This is a genomic window from Cyanobium sp. NS01 (assembly GCF_014280235.1).
Classification (GTDB): Bacteria; Cyanobacteriota; Cyanobacteriia; order PCC-6307; family Cyanobiaceae; genus NIES-981.
Window position 1 is genome coordinate 671,789 of record NZ_CP047940.1, and the last position, 15,375, is coordinate 687,163.

Here is a 15,375-nt window from a genome sequence, read left to right on the forward strand (position 1 = left end):
GCGGACAATCAGCTGGGCACGAAGCGCAGGGCGACACCGTTGTTGCAGTAGCGCTTGCCCGTGGGCCTGGGGCCGTCAGCGAAGACATGGCCCTGGTGGCCGCCGCAGCGACGGCAGTGGTATTCGGTGCGGGGCACGATCAGCTTGAAATCCTTCTTGGTGCCGATGGCGTTGGGCAGGGGGTCCCAGAAGCTCGGCCAGCCGGTGCCGCTGTCGTACTTGGTGCTGGAGCTGAACAGGGGCAGGTCGCAGCCGGCGCAGCTGTAGGTGCCCTGACGCTTTTCGTCATTGAGCGGGCTGGAGAAGGGGCGCTCGGTGCCCTCCTGGCGCAGCACCTTGAAGGCCTCGGGGCTCAGTCGCTTGCGCCACTCCGCTTCGCTCAGCTGCCAACTCGGGTCGTTGGCCTCTGCAGAGGCATCGGCCCGGCATCCTGTGGCAAGCAGACCGGCCAGGCCCGAGGCGACGCCGGTGAGCAGGTTGCGACGGGACATCGGCATCAGAGAGGGGAAGGCAAGGGGCGGGCTCAGGCCAGCCAGCCGGCACTCAGCACCACGGCCAGGGCCAGGAACAGCACCAGCAGGGTCCAGGTGACGCGGTTGAGGGTCTGTTCAGCGCTGCGGGCGCTGGTGAACATCGAGCCGCCGCTGGACGCCAGGCCACCCATGCCGTCGCCTTTGGGGCTGTGCAGGAGAATGGTCAGGATCAGGAGAATGCCGGTGGCGGCCCAGACCCAGGCCATCACGGAAGCAACCATGGCTGCGGGTGCGGTTGTCGCAGGCTAGACGCTCAGGGTCTGCGGCACCCGGTTCTCCGCCACGGTGACGGTGCTCGGCTCCACCAGGGAGGTGCCGGTCATCAGGCTTGGCTTGGGAAGCCCCAGGATCTCCAGCAGGGTGGGGGCAATGTCGGCCAGTCCGCCGTGCTCGCGCAGGGTCACGGCGTTGCCGTGGCCAGGCAGCTTGCGCCGCTCCCCCTCCACCAGGATCACCGGCACCGGGTTGGTGGTGTGAGCTGTCCAGGGGCGGCCATCGCTGCCCACCATCACCTCGGCATTGCCGTGGTCGGCGGTGATCAGCAGCGTGCCGCCCATGCGATTGGTGGCTTCCATCAGGCGGCCCACGCAGCGGTCCACGGTGCCGATCGCCTCGGTGGTGGCCTGGATCTGGCCGGTGTGTCCCACCATGTCGGGGTTGGCGTAGTTGATCACCACCAGGGCATAGAGGCCCTTGCGGATCGCCGCCACGCAGCTCTCGGTGAGCTGTTCGGCCGACATGGCCGGGGACTGGTCGTAAGTGGCGACCCTGGGCGAAGGCACCAGGTGCCGGTCTTCCCCCGGGAAGGCCTGCTCAATCCCGCCATTCATGAAGTAGGTGACATGGGGGTATTTCTCCGTTTCTGCGGTTCGGAACTGGCGCAGGCCCGCCTCCGACACCGCCTGCCCCAGGAGGCCATCGAGGGATTCCGGTGGGAAGGCCACCTCAACCGGCAGGCCCCGCTCGTACTGGGTGAACGTGACCACCTGCAGCCTGGGGGGATCGGTGCGGGGGAAGCCCTCGAAGTCGCTGAGCACCAGAGCGCGGACCAGTTGCCGCACCCGGTCGGGACGGAAGTTGAAGCAGATCAGGCCGTCGCCGGACTTCAGATGGCCCTCGCTCAGCCGCACCGGCTCCAGGAATTCATCGCCCACGTCGGCCCCATGGGAGGCGGCGATGACCTCCGCCGCTGACTGACCCGTGGGCTCTCCGGGCTCGGTGTAGAGGCGATAGGCCCGCTCGGTGCGCTCCCAGCGACTGTCGCGGTCCATGGCCCAGTACCGCCCGCAGGCGGTGGCGATGCGGCCGACCCCTGCCGCCGCGATCTGGGCCTCGACCATCGCCGCGTAGGTGAGGGCGCTGGTGGGGGCTGTGTCGCGGCCATCGGTGATCAGATGCACACACACATCGCTCAGACCCCGCCCGGCGGCCCACTGCAGCAGGCCCCCGAGGTGGCTGATGTGGCTGTGCACCCCGCCATCGGAGCAGAGGCCCAGCAGGTGCAGGGTGCCGCCGCTCTGGAGCAGGGAATCGGCCAGGGTGTTGAGGGCGCCGTTGCGGGCCAGGGAGCCATCGCGGACGGCCTGGGTGATACGCACCAGTTCCTGGCGGATGACCCGACCTGAGCCAATCGTGAGGTGGCCCACCTCGGAATTGCCCATCTGATCATCCGGCAGGCCCACGGCGGCGCCGCTGGCCTCGATCAGGGTGTGGGGATAGGCGTGCCAGAGGGCATCCATCACCGGGGTGTCGGCGAGGCGGATGGCGTTGTTGGTCTGTTCGCGGCGGTGGCCCCAGCCGTCGAGGATGGCCAACACCACGGGAGCCACGGAGCCGGAGCCATCAGCTGAGCGCCCCTGCAGCCTGGAGGCCGACGCACCCTCCCTGGAACCCACGGCTGACTGCTGGGAGGGCTTTGCTGACACCCGGCTCACCTCACATGCTGGAAAGTGTCTTCGGGAGTCAACTTACAGCCCGTTTGTAACGGTCTTGCGTTGCTTCCATTCAGCGTCAGGTTTTGGTCACACTCCTGGCGATGGGCGGCCCTGCCAGTTCTCCGATAGCCGGGCTGGCTGGAGCCTCGCTCTGCCTACGATTCAGTCTGAGTGCCCTGGAGCTTTCTCTGCGCATGGCCAGGCTGGCACTTCTCTCCAGCGGTGAGCTGGCCCGCACCCTCGATCGGCTGGCCACCCAGGTGCTGGAGGCCGAGCCGGACGCTGAGGCGCTGCTGTTGCTGGGAATCCCCACCAGGGGCGTGGCCCTGGCCGAGGTGCTGGCCTCAAGGCTGGAGCAGCTCAGCGGCCAGTGCGTGGACCGGGGCGCCCTCGATCCCACCTTTCACCGGGACGACCTCGATCGGGTGGGCACCCGTCTGGTGCAGCCCACGGCCCTGCCGGTGGCCCTGGAGGGACGCCATGTGCTGCTGGTGGATGACGTGATCTTCACGGGCCGCACGGTGCGGGCTGCCCTGGAGGCGCTGCAGGCCTGGGGGCGCCCCAAACGGGTGGGCCTGCTGGTGATGGTGGACCGGGGGCACAGGGAAGTGCCGATCCAGCCCGACTTCTGCGGCCGCGTGGTGCCGACCAGCCGCCAGGAGTCGATTCAGCTCTGTCTGCGCGGCATCGACCCGGAAGAGGGTGTCTTTCTGATCCGCCCCTCAACCTGAGAGAGCGGGGACTGGACATGGGCCCGGCTCAGGCGGCTTCGAGCTCATCGGGGCGGAAGTGGGCCCTGAATTTTCCGAACACGACGATCACGGGCAGGGTGGGGCTGATCACCCGTCCTTTCCATTCGTTCAGCACCGTCTTCACTTCACCCTGCTGACCCTTCAGATCAAAGGCCTCGCCGCGGTGTTCGGGATGGTGATACACCACCACGCTCTGGCAGACCCTGACCTGATCCCCTGGCTGCATGAACGACCCGACACTCAAGGCCCCAATCTTGTCATGGCGCGCCTGAGCCTTCCTCAGCGCTGACAACCGCTCTCCGGCCCGGCCTCGACCACCTCGCCGCCGAGGGCCCGGCAGGCGGCCTCGAAGGCGGCCCATTCATCCATGCCGGCAGCGATGCGCTGCTGCACTTGCCGGTCCAGCTGCTCAAGGGGCACCGAGTGGGGCAGGGCGCCATGGCCATCCCGTTGGCGATCTGGACCGCGCAGGCTGCCGATGCCCACTTGGACCTCCTCCCTGACGGCCTCACTCTGCTGCTTCCACCAGGGATGGTCGATGCGGTTGAGGGCCTCAAGGGCCTCCCACCAGCGCTTCTCCTGACTCAGGCGCTGGGCCCGCTTCAGCTGCTGCTGGTTGCGGCTCCAGATCTCCCTGAGCCGGTTGCCCAGGGACCGCCGGTCGGGGCGCTCGTGCTCGCCCATGGGTTCGAGCAGGGCGAGGCTTCCCTCGAGATCGCCGGCTTCAAAGCGGGCCATGGCCCGATCCTGAAGGGCCACCTGCCAGGCGTCGAGGCGCTGGCGGTCTTCCGGCCGGGCCGCTTCGGAATTGACCAGCTGCAGCTGCAGCCGCAGGGCCTCGCCCCACTGCTCTTCCTCCCACAACTGGCCGGCTTGACGCCGGCGGCACTGGCCCTGCTCCTGAGCAGCGCCGCCGCCCAGCCAGCGCAGGGCCTGCAGCTGGGCGCCATAGCGCAGGCAGGCGTCCAGGTCGCCGCGTTCGGCGGCCGTCTCAAGACGGCCAGGCAGTTGGCGTTCCCACCACCAGGCCCCCCCCGCCATCGCGGCCACCAGCCCGACAGCAACAGCAATCCAGACGCGAGGTCGCCGAAGCGGACGCAGGGCCAAAAGGGGGCAGATCCCAGCTATGCAGCTCCCATGTAAGCGCCCCCGCTGCGCTCTGGCAGGCCCTGCCAAGGCCTGGGGGCCTGGGCCATGCAGAGCCGATCCGGTGAATCCGTCTCAGCGGACCGGCCCCAGGGACCGCTCTGGGCCCTGCTCCTCGGTGAGCAGGTCCGTGACGCGCAGCACCAGCTGCCCCTGGGCATCGATCCCGAAGCTCAGGCGCAGCCGATCCACCCCCTGGCTGCCGGGCGGATCGAGGGGCAGGGCCACCAGCGGCTGGCTCCAGCGCCGCACGCCGGCCTCACCGGCCTGGCGTCGGCGCAGCACGGGCAAGCCGTCTTCGAACAGCACTTCGCGCCGTTGCTCATCAACGGGCTCCCCGAAGATCAGCTCCAGTTCCCGCTGCCCGTCCTGACTGCAGGCCAGCACCAGCTCCAGGGGATGTTCCGTGGGCCAGCTCTGGCCTGCCACGAACAGGGCATGCCAGTGGTGGCAGGCGCTGCGCCGATCCCAGCAGCGCAGGCTCACGCCATGGCTGAGCACGTCATTGACGCGGACGCCCGGGGTGAGGGCGAGGGCGCCGAGGGCGACGGCCTCCACCGGCCGCTGGTCGCGGATGGTCACCCCTGGGCAGCGTCTGGCCAGCCACTCCCTCACGGCTCCCAACTGGCTGCCTCCCCCCACCGGCAGCACCGCCCCGATGTCGCCCAGGCCCATCCCGGCGCGGCGTCCGGCGGCCAGGACCTGCTCCAGCAAGGCGTCGAGTTCCTCCAGCAGGCCCTGCTGCTCCAGCAGCGCGTCGAGTTCACTGCGGTTGAGCCGCCACTCCAGCGGCGCCCTGCCGGGTGAACTCACCAGCACCCGCGCCTCGGGCACCTGGCTGAGACGGCACTTGAGCCGTTCGGCCCCATCCAGCAGGGCCGGCTCGGCCTGGCCGTCGCTGCCCAGCTCGCCGCAGAGATGGTGGGCGATCCAGCGATCGATGTCGCGGCCGCCCAGGGCCACGCCGGCCTTGCCGATCACCGTGGCGCAGCGCAGGGCCTGGCGGCTGCTGCCGAGGTCGCGGCCCGCGAAGCGGAGCAGCTGGGCAATCGGCATCGCCCGGCCCTCGCCCCCCTCCAGCCGCACCAGGGAGAGGTCGATCGTGCCGCCTCCCACGTCCACCACCAGCACGGTGCTGCCGGCCGCCAGCCCGGCGCCGATCGCCGCTGCGGTGGGCTCATCCACCAGGGCCACTTCGGCCACATCCAGCGCGCTGCAGGCCTGCAGCAGCCAGTTCCGATAACCCCGGTAGCCCTCGATCGGGGCGGTGAGCACAAGCCGGCCGGGTTCCAGGTCGGGCGGCAGGGCCTCCCAGAGCAGCCGCAGCAGAAGGCTGGCGCTGGTCTCCGGGGCCAGCGGCAGGGCGCTGGCGTCGTTGCTAGCGGCAGCGGTCGGCGCCGGGCCAGCGCCGATCCGGCGTTTGAAATCCCGCTGCAGCTCCACTCCGGTGGACTGGGCCAGACCTGCCTCCAGCACCTGGCGGCCCACCAGGGGTCTGGGACTGTCGGCGCTGGCCAGCCACAGCAGCGAGGGGATGACCGGCGGCTCCTCCAGGCTGAAGGGGGAGAGGGCCAGCAACACCGGAACCCCCCCTGGTGCCTGATAGGCCACCACGGTGGTGCTGCTGCCGAGATCAATGGCGAGCGTGCCAGCCATGGCGTCCTTCTAGACGGTCGGAGTGGGGGTACGGGAGTTCCCGGGGTAGTGGCCTACGCTTGATGCTCTGTGGTAATCGATCCGATGCAACGTGGTCTGGACGTGAATGCCAAGGAACTGGCCCAGCGGGCGGAGAGCCTGATCCGCCACTCCAGCAACCGCTACCTCACCACGGTTCGCATCGCCTTCCGCGCCAAGCAGCGTCGTTTTGACGACTTCGACGGTCTGCTGGACGAGTCGATGATCAAACCCGTGCAGCGGGCGATTGTCGAACTGAGCGACGAGCAGGATCAGCCGGCCCTGTTGCCTGGCTGACCGACGCAGTCCCCCTGGCTGTGGAGGTTCTCGAGGGTCAGGGATGGCGGTTGGTGGTGGACCCCTGCCGCGCCCCCTGGCCCGTGCTGATCGGCGCTGAGGGGTGGGCCGCCGAACTCAGTGCTGGCGAGGCCCGCCTGCTGGCGAGCGGTGTGCAGGAGCTCGCTGCCCAGCTGGAGGCCCTGGCCGATCAGCTGATGGCGGAAGAGTCCATCACCCTGGAATTGGAGCGACCCTGTGGCGCCGGCTCCCTCTGGCTGGAGATCGAGGGCCACCGCAGGGCCTGGGCCCTGCGGCTCGTGCTGGCCCCGGGCCCGGAGCGGCGCGGCATCGAGGGGCGCTGGTGCCCTCAGGGCAGCGCCGCCATCGCGGCAGCCCTGGAGCAGGCCCTGCAGGGCTTGGAGCTTCAAGCCCCGGAGCTTTCAGCTTCCCAGCAGGGGCCCGTGAGCTCATGCAGGGCGCTGTAGTCGAGCCCATCAAGGGGGCTGCCGGCTGCCCGTTCCAGCAGCGCCGCCAGGCCCGCCAGCCCTTCGGTGTGCAGGCCCTGGCGCTGGGCTGCCTGCAGGAACAGGTTCAGGTCCTTGCGCAGGTGGGCGGTGGGGAAGTTGGGATTGGCGTAGTCGCCAGCCACCATCCGGGGGAGCTTCTTGTCGAAGGTGGGGGCATGCAGGGCACTGCCCCGCAGCACGGCCAGAAAGCTTTCCCTCTCCACCCCGGCCGCCTGAACCAGCTGCAGCGAGAGGCTGAAGGCATGGGTAAGGCTGGCGATCAGCTGGTTGAGGGCCAGTTTGGTGTGCATGGCCCGGCCCACCGGACCCAGATGGATGGGCTGGGGCCCCAGCTCCCGCAGCAGGGGCAGGGCCTCGGCAAACAGCTCGGCCGGCCCCGCCGCCATCACCTGCAGGCGGCCGGCCAGGGCTTCCGGCCTGCTGCCCAGCACCGGTGCCTCCAGGTAGCGGCCGCCACGGCCCGCGATCGACTCCGCCAGCTCCTGGCTTTCCCATGGCCCGATGGTGCCCATCTGCACCACCCGCAGGCCTGCCAGCTCCAGCTCTGGTTGCTCCAGCAGTACCTGGCGGAAGGCGCTGGCATCTGACAGCACGGTGATCACCCAGCTGCAGCCCTGCGTCGCGGCGGCGGGGCTCGCGCAGGCCAGGGCACCGCAGGTCTCCAGGGCCCGCAGCCGGGCAGGGCTGCGGTTCCAGGCCTGAACGCTGTAGCCCTGCCGCAGCAGCCGTTCGGCGATGGCGCCTCCCAGCAGTCCGGTGCCGAGCAGGGCGATCGGGGCGGCAGTAGGCATCGGCGGACTCCGGGGGCCCCCAGCTTGTGCCGCTGATCCCGGCTGAGACGGTTCCGGTTCAGCCTGAGGTGATCAGCAGTGCTGATTGTTCCTGCCCTGCTGGAGATCCCCCAGGCCAGCCCCTCTTTTTCCACAGGTTTTCCCGGGGGGCCTGTCGCCCCGGCCTGGCACCTGCCCGGTCCTGGGGAGAGGGGGCGCAGTGAGGGGCTTGGCGCCTCGCTCCCCTTGACAGGTCGCTCTCGAGGCTGGTGAGCCTTGGTAGGGGAGCGCCGTGGCGGGAGCACCCCTGCTGCAGCAGGCGATCTCAGGGTGGGAGCCCCTCTGCGTGGCCCGGACCGGCGGCATTTGACCCTCCGCACGACCTATGGGCTACTGGGTGACGATCGCCGGGCTGAAGCCGCTATGACCAACGCCGATGGCAGGGATGGTTCGGTCGACGCCTCTGCCCCTGAGCCCTCCCCCACCGTGAGCCTGCAGGCCTGCGTCCCCGAAGGGTTGCTGCGCAGCATGCGGCTGTTCATCGAACGTCACCCCCACTGGGATCAATACCGCCTGGTGCAGGCGGCCCTGGCGGGATTCCTGGTGCAGAACGGAGAGCCGAGCCGCGAGCTCACCCGCACCTACCTGGCCACCCTGTTCCCGACTCAGGCGGAGTTCAGGGGCCGTTGAGCCGGGATGCCGAAGAGCTGGCGGTAAGCGGCGGTCTGGATGCAGGTGGCCACCGGCAGGGCCACCACCAGCCCCAGCAGCAGGCCCAGGAACCCTGCCAACACCACCAGGATCAACACCAGGGTGAGCCCCAGGGCCTGCAGCCAGTGGGGATCAATCGCCCGGCGCCCCTCTCGGAAGGCCCCAAGCGGCGAGGCCTGGCCGAGCACGCTGATCGGCAGGCAGAGCAGTTGGTCGGTGGCCAGGTACACCGTCACGGCCCAGCCCGCCAGCAGCGGCAGCCACGACAGCAGCGGCTGAATCAGGGCCAGCAGCCAGCCGCTGGCCTGGGCGAGCCGGGCAATGGCGCCCAGCACCAGCAGCACCAGCCCCAGGGTGCCTGCTCCCCGCAGCATCGCCCGGCCATCGGGCCGCAGCATCCGGCGCAGCCGGGGTCGGCCATGGTCCAGAGCCGTGCTGGCGCCGTGCAGCAGCCCCACGGCCAGCCAGAGATTGCTGAGTCCCCAGCAGAACCACGCGATCACGAGCAACAGCTGGGCGCCGGCGTCCGGCTGGCCGAAGGGCGTCAGCAGCTGGTCCTGCTGAAAGCGGATCGCCAGCTGGCAGAGCAGGTTCGCTGTTCCCAGCACTGTGGTGAACAGCACGAAGGGAACCGGCGTTCTGATGAAGGCCTGCCAGCCCTCCTCCACGGCCCGTCGGATCGCGATGGCGGGTGTGGCCGCGGCCACTGGATCAGCCATCAGGTTTCCCCGGGGCCGGCGGCGAGGAGCGTCTCGAGTCGCCGGGCGGTGGCCTCCGGCACGGGCAGGATCGACAGCCGGTTGCCCCGTTTCACCACGCCCAGCGCCTCAGGGGTAAAAGCCTGCCGCAGGGCATCGAGGCTCAGCATCCGGGGGTAGGTGGTGCGATAGCGCAGGCGGACGCAGTCCCAGCGGGGGGTTTCCGGGGAGGCGGCGGCATCGAAATACTTCGAGGCCGGATCGAACTGGCTGGGATCCACCAGGTGGGTTTCAATCACCTCCATCAGGCCGACGATGCCCGGTGGCTTGGTGTTGGAGTGATAGAAAAAGGCCAGATCTCCCGGCACCATGCTGCGCATGAAATTGCGCGCCTGGTAGTTGCGGATCCCATCCCAGAGCGTGGTGCCTTCCCGCCGCAGGTGGTCGATGCCGTAGACCCCGGGCTCGCTCTTCATTAACCAGTAGGCCATCGCACCGCCAGCCAGAAACCCATGCTAGAGGCAGCGCCGGAGGGTGACAGGGGCCGGCATGATCAGGTCTTGAGGTTGAGCACCAGCTCGCGGAAGTGGTTGCCGCGCGCCTCAAAATCGCTGTACTGATCGAAGCTGGCGCAGGCTGGTGAGAGCAGCACGGCCCGGCACGCCAGGCTCTCGGCGGCCTGCCGAGCCAGGGGCACGGCGTCCTCCAGTCCCTCACAGTGATGCACCACGCCTGCGAATCCTGCCTGCTGCAGCAGGGTCCCGAACCGCTCACGGGCCGCGCCGAACAGCACCACCGCCAGGGCCTTCTGCCGGAGGGCATCCAGCCACTGGCGGGCCTCACCGAGCTTGGCCTGCCCCCCGGCCAGCACCACCAGGGGACCCTCGAGGGCTCGCACGGCCACCACGGCGGCGTCGTAGTTGGTGGCTTTGCTGTCGTTGTAATAGGTGATGCCCTCCAACACCTCGATGCGCTCCAGGCGGTGCGGCACCCCCTGGAACAGGCGGAAGGCCCGCTCCATGCTGGGGCCCTCGAGGCCGGCTTCCAGGCCGACGGCGGCGGCAAGCAGCATGTTCTGAAGGTTGTGCTGCCCTGGCATCTGCAGACAGGTGGCGTCCATCAGATCGTGGGCGTGGCCGCCTCGCTCCTGCCAGATGCGGCCCCGCTCGATCCAGAGCAGGGGCTGGATCGAGGGCGGCAGGGCCTGTCGCGGCCCGGCGCTGACCCAATGGGCTCCCGGCCAGCTGTCGGCATGGCGGCGCAGATCGGGGTCGTCGGCATTCAGCAGGCGCACGGCGCTGTGCTCCAGCAGGCTCCGCTTGATCGCCCGGTAGGCCTCCAGGCTGCCGTGCCGTTCCAGGTGGTCAGGGGTGAGCGTGGTCCAGAGGCCCACCCGGGGCGCCACCACCTGAGCCGCCTCGATCTGATAGCTGCTCAGTTCCACCACCATCCATTGCGGCAGCCCCTCGGGGGCGCTCAGCCGCTCCAGCACCAGCTCCGCGGCGGAGAGGCCCACGTTGCCGGCCATCGGCGCATCGATGCCGTTGCTGTTGAGCAGGTGGTGCACCAGATGGGTCACCGTGGTCTTGCCATTGGTGCCCGTGATGCCGATCCAGGGCACCGGTCGGCTGGCCTCCCAGGCCGGCACCAGTTCCCCATCCACGCGCACGCCGCGGCGCCGCAGATCCTCCATGGCCGGATGGTCCCAGCGAATGCCGGGGCTCAGGATCAGCCGCTCCAGCTGGGGTCCCAGGCTGTCGAGCGCCTTGACCTCCAGGGGGATGCCCAGGCGTGCCTCGATCCCCAGCTGCCGCAGCTGTTCAGCACGCCGGCGCTGCTCGGCGTCAGTGGCCGAATCGATCACGCACACCCGATGGCCCTCCCGGTGGAGCAATCGAGCGGCGCCAGAGCCGGAGCGTCCGATCCCCACCACGGCGGTCAGACCCTCACGGCGCAGGGGCGTGGTGGACATCGGGGGCGGCGCTGCAGGGCGCCGGTTCAGACAAGTGGGCGATACTGGAATCGAACCAGTGACTCCTACCGTGTCAAGGTAGTGCTCTACCTCTGAGCTAATCGCCCGTAGGACGGGTTTGAGGTGTGACGGTTCAAGCCTGAAGCTGGATGCTGATCGGCTTGATGTTGAACGGCTTGATGCTGAACGAAACCCTGAACGGATAGATCAGCCCAGGAACGTCAAACAACGAAATGACGACGACGCTGGTGGTGAGCAATGACCAGGCCGGAAGCCTGGATTCAGTGATCAACGGATCCCGTTCTGGAGCGGGATGCCATCGCTGCCGTGCCCTGCCATGACAAGGTGATTGGAACCTAGCAGTCGGAGCTCCTGCAACCAGCCGCCATCAGCGGCGCTGCAGGGTGATGCGGAAGCGGTCGCGCTTGGTGGGGCTGATCGCCTCCACCTGCAGCTCCCCCTTGCCGCTCAGCTGCACCCGGTCGCCCTCCACCAGTTCGTGGCCGGGGCGGGTCACCGCGGCCCAGTTGAGCCGCACCTGTCCGTCGCGGATCCAGCTGCCCATCCGACTGCGCGAGACGCCGAAGCCGGCGGAGGCGACCGCGTCCAGCCGCCTGGAGGCCTCCACCGTGTCGATACGGCGCGGCAGGCGGCGCCCCGGAGGCTGCAGTTGCTCCAGGGGCAGGGGCTCCAGGCTTACCGGCACGCTGCGCACCCTCAGGTCCACCGCCTCGGGGAGGGCCCAGCTGGTGGCGATCACGGCCTGGGCGCCACGGTCGCCGCGCAGCCAGAGATCGCCCAGGGCTTGCGGCGGTAGCCCCGCGGTGGTGAGGCTGGCGCGGAAATCGGCTGGTTCAGCCGGATCGAACAGGAAATTGCCGTTCAGGCTGAGGCCACCCAGGGCTGCTTCCACCGGATCGCACTCCTGGGCGCCGTCCCGCCGGCTGAGCAGCAGCCGGCGGCGCTCCGCCCCGCTGTAGCCCCCCTCGGCATGGAGCTGCAGTTCGGCCAGATCGCCCAGGCGCTGCTGGGCCTCCTCCAGCACCGAGCCCTCCAGAAAACCGCTCCAGAGGGGCTGCCAGGTGTGCAGCACCCGTTCGGCGCTGGCGATCAGGGCCTCCAGCTCGCCTGGATGGCGGCTGCCCGACAGCAGGTCGCGGCGGGGCAGCATCAGCGGTCTGCCAGGCGCACTACCGCCAGGGGCCGGTGCTGCTGCAGCAGCAGCCAGGGCATGTCCACGCCGCTGGCGGTCTCAGCCAGCAGCAGCCAGCTGCCTTCCTCCAGCCGGTTGCGCAGGCCGCGGATCCTGTCGTCGTCCTCGGAACTCACGCTGGCCGCGGCGGCGAAACTGCCCATCCAGCCCGACACCAGACCCAGCAGGGCTCCGATCAGGTGCTGGCTCCAGGCCCCCGCAAAGGCGAAGGTGTCGAGATCGGTGATGTAGGTGAAGGTGAGCCCGGCCATGAAGCCGAAGGGCAGCAGCCAGCGGGCCATGCTGCGCTGCCTGTTGCGGCGCGCCACCGCTGGATTGAGGCGGGGCACGTCATCCAGGCTGCTCTCCTGGGCCCCGATGGCCACCAGCTCCGCCAGGGGAGGCTGCCGCTCGGCCAGGCTCTCCTGGCACTGCTTCAACCGCTTGCGGTCGTTGAACACCACCACCACGCTCGTGCCCACGCCGCCTTGCCTCAGAAATTCGGTCTGCGCGGCATTCTCGCTGCTCACTACACTTCACCTCCGGCTTACCCACCCCACCTGCCGGGCATGACAAAGGTTCTCGTCTCCGATCCCATCGACCAGGCGGGGATCGACATCCTCTCCGAGGTGGCCCAGGTGGACCTCCGCCCCGGTCTCTCGGCCGCGGAGCTCAAGGCCTGCATCGGTGGCTACGACGCTCTGATGATCCGCTCCGGCACCACGGTGACCGCCGAGGTGATCGAAGCCGCCGACCGCTTGCGCATCATCGGTCGGGCCGGCGTCGGCGTCGACAACGTGGACGTGCCTGCGGCCACCCGTCGCGGCGTGTTGGTGGTGAATTCGCCTGAGGGCAACACGATCGCGGCCGCCGAGCACGCCCTGGCCCTGATGCTGTCGCTGTCGCGCCACGTGCCCCAGGCCCACGCCAGCACCCTGGCCGGTGGCTGGGACCGCAAGACCTACGTGGGCAATGAGCTCTACAAGAAGAAGCTCGGCGTGGTGGGCCTCGGCAAGATCGGCTCCCACGTGGCCCGGGTGGCCAAGGCCATGGGGATGGAGCTGCTCGCCTACGACCCCTTCGTCTCCCCCGAGCGGGCCCAGACGATGCAGGTGAAGCTGCTGCCCCTGGCCGAGCTGTTCGCCGAGGCCGACTACGTCACCCTGCACCTGCCCCGCACGCCCGACACCGAGAATCTGGTGAACGCGGCGTTGCTGCGCACCATGAAGCCCACGGCCCGCCTGGTCAACTGCGCCCGGGGGGGCATCGTCGATGAGGCGGCCCTGGCCGAGGCCGTGGAGGCCGGCGTGATCGCCGGCGCCGCCCTGGACGTGTACGCCAAGGAGCCCCTGGCCGCCGACTCGCCCCTGCGGCTCGTGAAGGAACGTCTGCTGCTCACCCCCCACCTCGGGGCGAGCACCGCCGAGGCCCAGGAGAACGTGGCCATCGATGTGGCCGAGCAGATCCGGGACGTGCTGCAGGGCCTGCCCGCCCGCAGTGCGGTGAACATCCCCGGCCTCAACGCCGAGGTGATGGAGCAGCTGAAGCCCCATCTGCAGCTGGCCGAGACCCTGGGGCAGCTGCTCAGCCAGCTGGCCGGCGGCGGCATCAGCGAACTGGAGGTGCGCCTGCAGGGGGAATTCGCCAGCCATCCGGCCCAGCCCCTGGTGGTGGCCGCCCTCAAGGGAATGCTTTCCACCGCGCTCGGGGATTCGATCAACTATGTGAACGCCAGCCTGGAGGCCAAGGAGCGCGGCATCCACGTGCTTGAGGTGAAGGATGACGCCGCCCGCGACTACGCCGGCGGCTCGCTGCAGCTCAGCTCCCGCAGCAGTCTCGGCAACCACAGCGTCACCGGAGCCGTGTTCGCCGATGGGGAGTTACGGGTCACCTGCATCGACGAGTTTCCCGTGAGCGTGAACCCGAGCCGCCACATGCTGTTCACCCGTCACCGGGACATGCCAGGCATCATTGGCCAGATCGGTTCGGTGCTGGGCGAGAACAACGTCAACATCGCCTCGATGCAGGTGGGCCGCCGCATCGTGCGGGGGGATGCGGTGATGGTGCTCAGCCTCGACGATCCGATTCCGGCCAGCCTGCTGGCCCTGGTGCATGAGATCACCGGCATCCAGGAGGCCCATCCGGTGACCCTCTGAACAGGCCTGTTCCCCCGCCGCGATCAACCATGACCCTGTGCTGGTGGCGGCTGGAACTCCCTGTGCCGCCCCAGCTGGAGGAGTCGCTGCTGTGGAAACTGCAGGACCTGGGCCTTCCCCGGGTGGCGATCCGGCATCGGCCTGAGCGACCAGACCAGCGCCTGCTGCAGGCCTGGCTGCCGGCCATCGACTGGCCTGAGCCAGAGCGGCGCCAGCTGGAGGCTGCCCTGGCCCAGCTGGCCGATCCCTTTGGGCTGGTGTTCCCGCCCGTGTCCTGGCAACAGCAGGCCGACGAAGACTGGAGCAGCAGCTGGAAGCAGCACTGGCGACCCGATCCAGTCGGGCAGCGGCTGCTGATCCTGCCCGCCTGGCTGGATCGCCCTGCGGAGCACGCCGACAGGCTCGTGATCCGCATGGACCCCGGCAGCGCCTTCGGCACGGGCAGCCATCCCACCACCCGCCTCTGCCTCGAGGAGATCGAGGCGCTGCTGGCGCAGCAGGGGGCGGCGGGCTTCAGCCCGGCAGGGGAGTTCAGCGTGGCCGACCTGGGCTGCGGCAGCGGCGTCCTCGGCATGGCGGCCCTGCTGCAGGGCGCCACCCGGGTGGCCGCCGCCGACACCGATGCCCTGGCTGTGCGCGCCACCCGGGCGAACGCCACCATGAACGGCTGTGGCGAGCAGCTGCAGGTGGTGCAGGGCTCAGCAGCGGAGCTCGCGGCCCTGCAGGCCGGCCAGCGGGCCGACCTGCTGCTCTGCAACATCCTGGCGCCGGTGCTCGAGGCCCTCTGCCCCGCCTTCAGCAGCCTGCTGGCTCCTGGGGGGGTGGGCGTGCTCAGTGGCCTGCTGGAGGATCAGACACCGCGCCTGCAGAGGGTTCTCGCGGCCGAAGGCTGGCTCAGCAGCCTGGCGCGCCGGCAGAGCGGCTGGGCGCTGTTGCGGATCCGCAGGGCCTGAGGCCGAGGCCTGATGTCGCATAAGGCACGCTGATCTGTGTCTGCCCTTTGATTGGCCTTCCGGCCCTCGGGCCCCGAA

19 protein-coding genes and 1 tRNA gene are annotated in these 15,375 nt (G+C 69.5%); 6 read left to right on the forward strand and 14 right to left on the reverse strand.

Annotation, left to right across the window (positions count from 1 at the left end):
* Positions 1 to 8: 8 nt before the first annotated feature.
* Genes msrB through gpmI form a run of 3 tightly spaced genes read right to left on the reverse strand, consistent with a single transcriptional unit; the run spans position 9 to position 2,353 of the window.
* Positions 9 to 491, reverse strand: coding sequence for a peptide-methionine (R)-S-oxide reductase MsrB (gene msrB, locus CyaNS01_RS03360; RefSeq protein ID WP_186698862.1), 483 nt, complete (start codon positions 489 to 491; stop codon positions 9 to 11).
* 32 nt (positions 492 to 523) lie between these two features.
* Positions 524 to 754, reverse strand: coding sequence for a preprotein translocase subunit SecG (gene secG, locus CyaNS01_RS03365; RefSeq protein ID WP_186698864.1), 231 nt, complete (start codon positions 752 to 754; stop codon positions 524 to 526).
* A gap of 24 nt (positions 755 to 778) precedes the next feature.
* The gene (gene gpmI / locus CyaNS01_RS03370) at positions 779 to 2,353 is read right to left on the reverse strand and encodes a 2,3-bisphosphoglycerate-independent phosphoglycerate mutase (protein ID WP_186700173.1); all 1,575 of its coding nucleotides are present in this window, start codon (positions 2,351 to 2,353) and stop codon (positions 779 to 781) included.
* Positions 2,354 to 2,661: 308 nt separating this feature from the next.
* On the opposite strand from gpmI, the gene pyrR reads away from it, so the two are divergent.
* A complete protein-coding gene (gene pyrR / locus CyaNS01_RS03375) occupies positions 2,662 to 3,198 on the forward strand; it encodes a bifunctional pyr operon transcriptional regulator/uracil phosphoribosyltransferase PyrR (protein ID WP_186698866.1) in 537 nt (178 codons plus the stop codon).
* Between the two features lie 28 nt (positions 3,199 to 3,226).
* Here pyrR and CyaNS01_RS03380 read toward each other — a convergent pair whose 3' ends face one another.
* The 3 genes from CyaNS01_RS03380 to CyaNS01_RS03390 all read right to left on the reverse strand — a co-directional run bounded on the left by CyaNS01_RS03380 (position 3,227) and on the right by CyaNS01_RS03390 (position 6,021).
* Complete coding sequence (locus CyaNS01_RS03380) at positions 3,227 to 3,445, reverse strand: ferredoxin-thioredoxin reductase variable chain (protein WP_186698868.1); 219 nt, start codon at positions 3,443 to 3,445, stop codon at positions 3,227 to 3,229.
* Positions 3,446 to 3,498: 53 nt separating this feature from the next.
* Positions 3,499 to 4,260, reverse strand: coding sequence for a hypothetical protein (locus tag CyaNS01_RS03385; protein ID WP_225875895.1), 762 nt, complete (start codon positions 4,258 to 4,260; stop codon positions 3,499 to 3,501).
* A gap of 180 nt (positions 4,261 to 4,440) precedes the next feature.
* Positions 4,441 to 6,021 (reverse strand): Hsp70 family protein, encoded by a 1,581-nt coding sequence (locus CyaNS01_RS03390; protein ID WP_186698870.1) that lies wholly within the window; start codon positions 6,019 to 6,021, stop codon positions 4,441 to 4,443.
* Positions 6,022 to 6,105: 84 nt separating this feature from the next.
* Here CyaNS01_RS03390 and CyaNS01_RS03395 point away from each other — a divergent pair, with 84 nt between their 5' ends.
* Together CyaNS01_RS03395 and CyaNS01_RS03400 are read left to right on the forward strand one after the other, a co-directional pair.
* A complete protein-coding gene (locus CyaNS01_RS03395; RefSeq protein ID WP_186698872.1) occupies positions 6,106 to 6,336 on the forward strand; it encodes a DNA-directed RNA polymerase subunit omega in 231 nt (76 codons plus the stop codon).
* Positions 6,337 to 6,356: 20 nt separating this feature from the next.
* Complete coding sequence (locus CyaNS01_RS03400; protein WP_186698874.1) at positions 6,357 to 6,803, forward strand: DUF1818 family protein; 447 nt, start codon at positions 6,357 to 6,359, stop codon at positions 6,801 to 6,803.
* On the opposite strand, the gene CyaNS01_RS03405 is transcribed toward CyaNS01_RS03400, so the two are convergent.
* Positions 6,743 to 7,636: an NAD(P)-dependent oxidoreductase gene (locus CyaNS01_RS03405; RefSeq protein ID WP_186698876.1), complete on the reverse strand. Its 894-nt coding sequence runs from the start codon at positions 7,634 to 7,636 to the stop codon at positions 6,743 to 6,745. The genes CyaNS01_RS03400 and CyaNS01_RS03405 overlap by 61 nt on opposite strands.
* A 402-nt stretch (positions 7,637 to 8,038) precedes the next feature.
* Between CyaNS01_RS03405 and CyaNS01_RS03410 the strand changes: the two genes are divergently transcribed.
* On the forward strand, positions 8,039 to 8,305 hold the full coding sequence (locus CyaNS01_RS03410) for a DUF2811 domain-containing protein (protein ID WP_186698878.1): 267 nt from the start codon (positions 8,039 to 8,041) through the stop codon (positions 8,303 to 8,305).
* Here the strand turns inward: CyaNS01_RS03410 and CyaNS01_RS03415 are convergent.
* The 7 genes from CyaNS01_RS03415 to CyaNS01_RS03445 form a co-directional block, all read right to left on the reverse strand.
* Positions 8,281 to 9,045, reverse strand: a complete 765-nt coding sequence (locus CyaNS01_RS03415; protein WP_186698879.1) for a hypothetical protein — start codon at positions 9,043 to 9,045, stop codon at positions 8,281 to 8,283. The two genes, CyaNS01_RS03410 and CyaNS01_RS03415, sit on opposite strands and share 25 nt — an antisense overlap.
* On the reverse strand, positions 9,045 to 9,515 hold the full coding sequence (locus CyaNS01_RS03420; protein WP_186698881.1) for an EVE domain-containing protein: 471 nt from the start codon (positions 9,513 to 9,515) through the stop codon (positions 9,045 to 9,047). Before CyaNS01_RS03420 ends, CyaNS01_RS03415 begins: the two co-directional genes overlap by 1 nt.
* Before the next feature lie 62 nt (positions 9,516 to 9,577).
* Entirely contained in the window at positions 9,578 to 10,996 is a 1,419-nt protein-coding gene (gene murD, locus CyaNS01_RS03425) for a UDP-N-acetylmuramoyl-L-alanine--D-glutamate ligase (RefSeq protein ID WP_186698883.1), read from the reverse strand.
* Positions 10,997 to 11,031: 35 nt separating this feature from the next.
* Positions 11,032 to 11,103, reverse strand: a tRNA-Val gene (locus tag CyaNS01_RS03430).
* Between the two features lie 26 nt (positions 11,104 to 11,129).
* Complete coding sequence (locus tag CyaNS01_RS03435; protein ID WP_186698885.1) at positions 11,130 to 11,288, reverse strand: hypothetical protein; 159 nt, start codon at positions 11,286 to 11,288, stop codon at positions 11,130 to 11,132.
* Positions 11,289 to 11,384: 96 nt separating this feature from the next.
* The gene (locus CyaNS01_RS03440) at positions 11,385 to 12,167 is read right to left on the reverse strand and encodes a photosystem II S4 domain protein (protein ID WP_186698887.1); all 783 of its coding nucleotides are present in this window, start codon (positions 12,165 to 12,167) and stop codon (positions 11,385 to 11,387) included.
* Positions 12,167 to 12,670 carry a hypothetical protein gene (locus CyaNS01_RS03445; RefSeq protein ID WP_186698889.1) on the reverse strand — a complete coding sequence of 168 codons (504 nt, stop codon included), beginning with the start codon at positions 12,668 to 12,670 and terminating at the stop codon, positions 12,167 to 12,169. Before CyaNS01_RS03445 ends, CyaNS01_RS03440 begins: the two co-directional genes overlap by 1 nt.
* A gap of 87 nt (positions 12,671 to 12,757) precedes the next feature.
* Here CyaNS01_RS03445 and serA point away from each other — a divergent pair, with 87 nt between their 5' ends.
* Positions 12,758 to 14,344 carry a phosphoglycerate dehydrogenase gene (gene serA / locus CyaNS01_RS03450; protein ID WP_186698891.1) on the forward strand — a complete coding sequence of 529 codons (1,587 nt, stop codon included), beginning with the start codon at positions 12,758 to 12,760 and terminating at the stop codon, positions 14,342 to 14,344.
* A gap of 29 nt (positions 14,345 to 14,373) precedes the next feature.
* Entirely contained in the window at positions 14,374 to 15,297 is a 924-nt protein-coding gene (gene prmA / locus CyaNS01_RS03455; RefSeq protein WP_186698893.1) for a 50S ribosomal protein L11 methyltransferase, read from the forward strand.
* Positions 15,298 to 15,375: the final 78 nt, after the last annotated feature.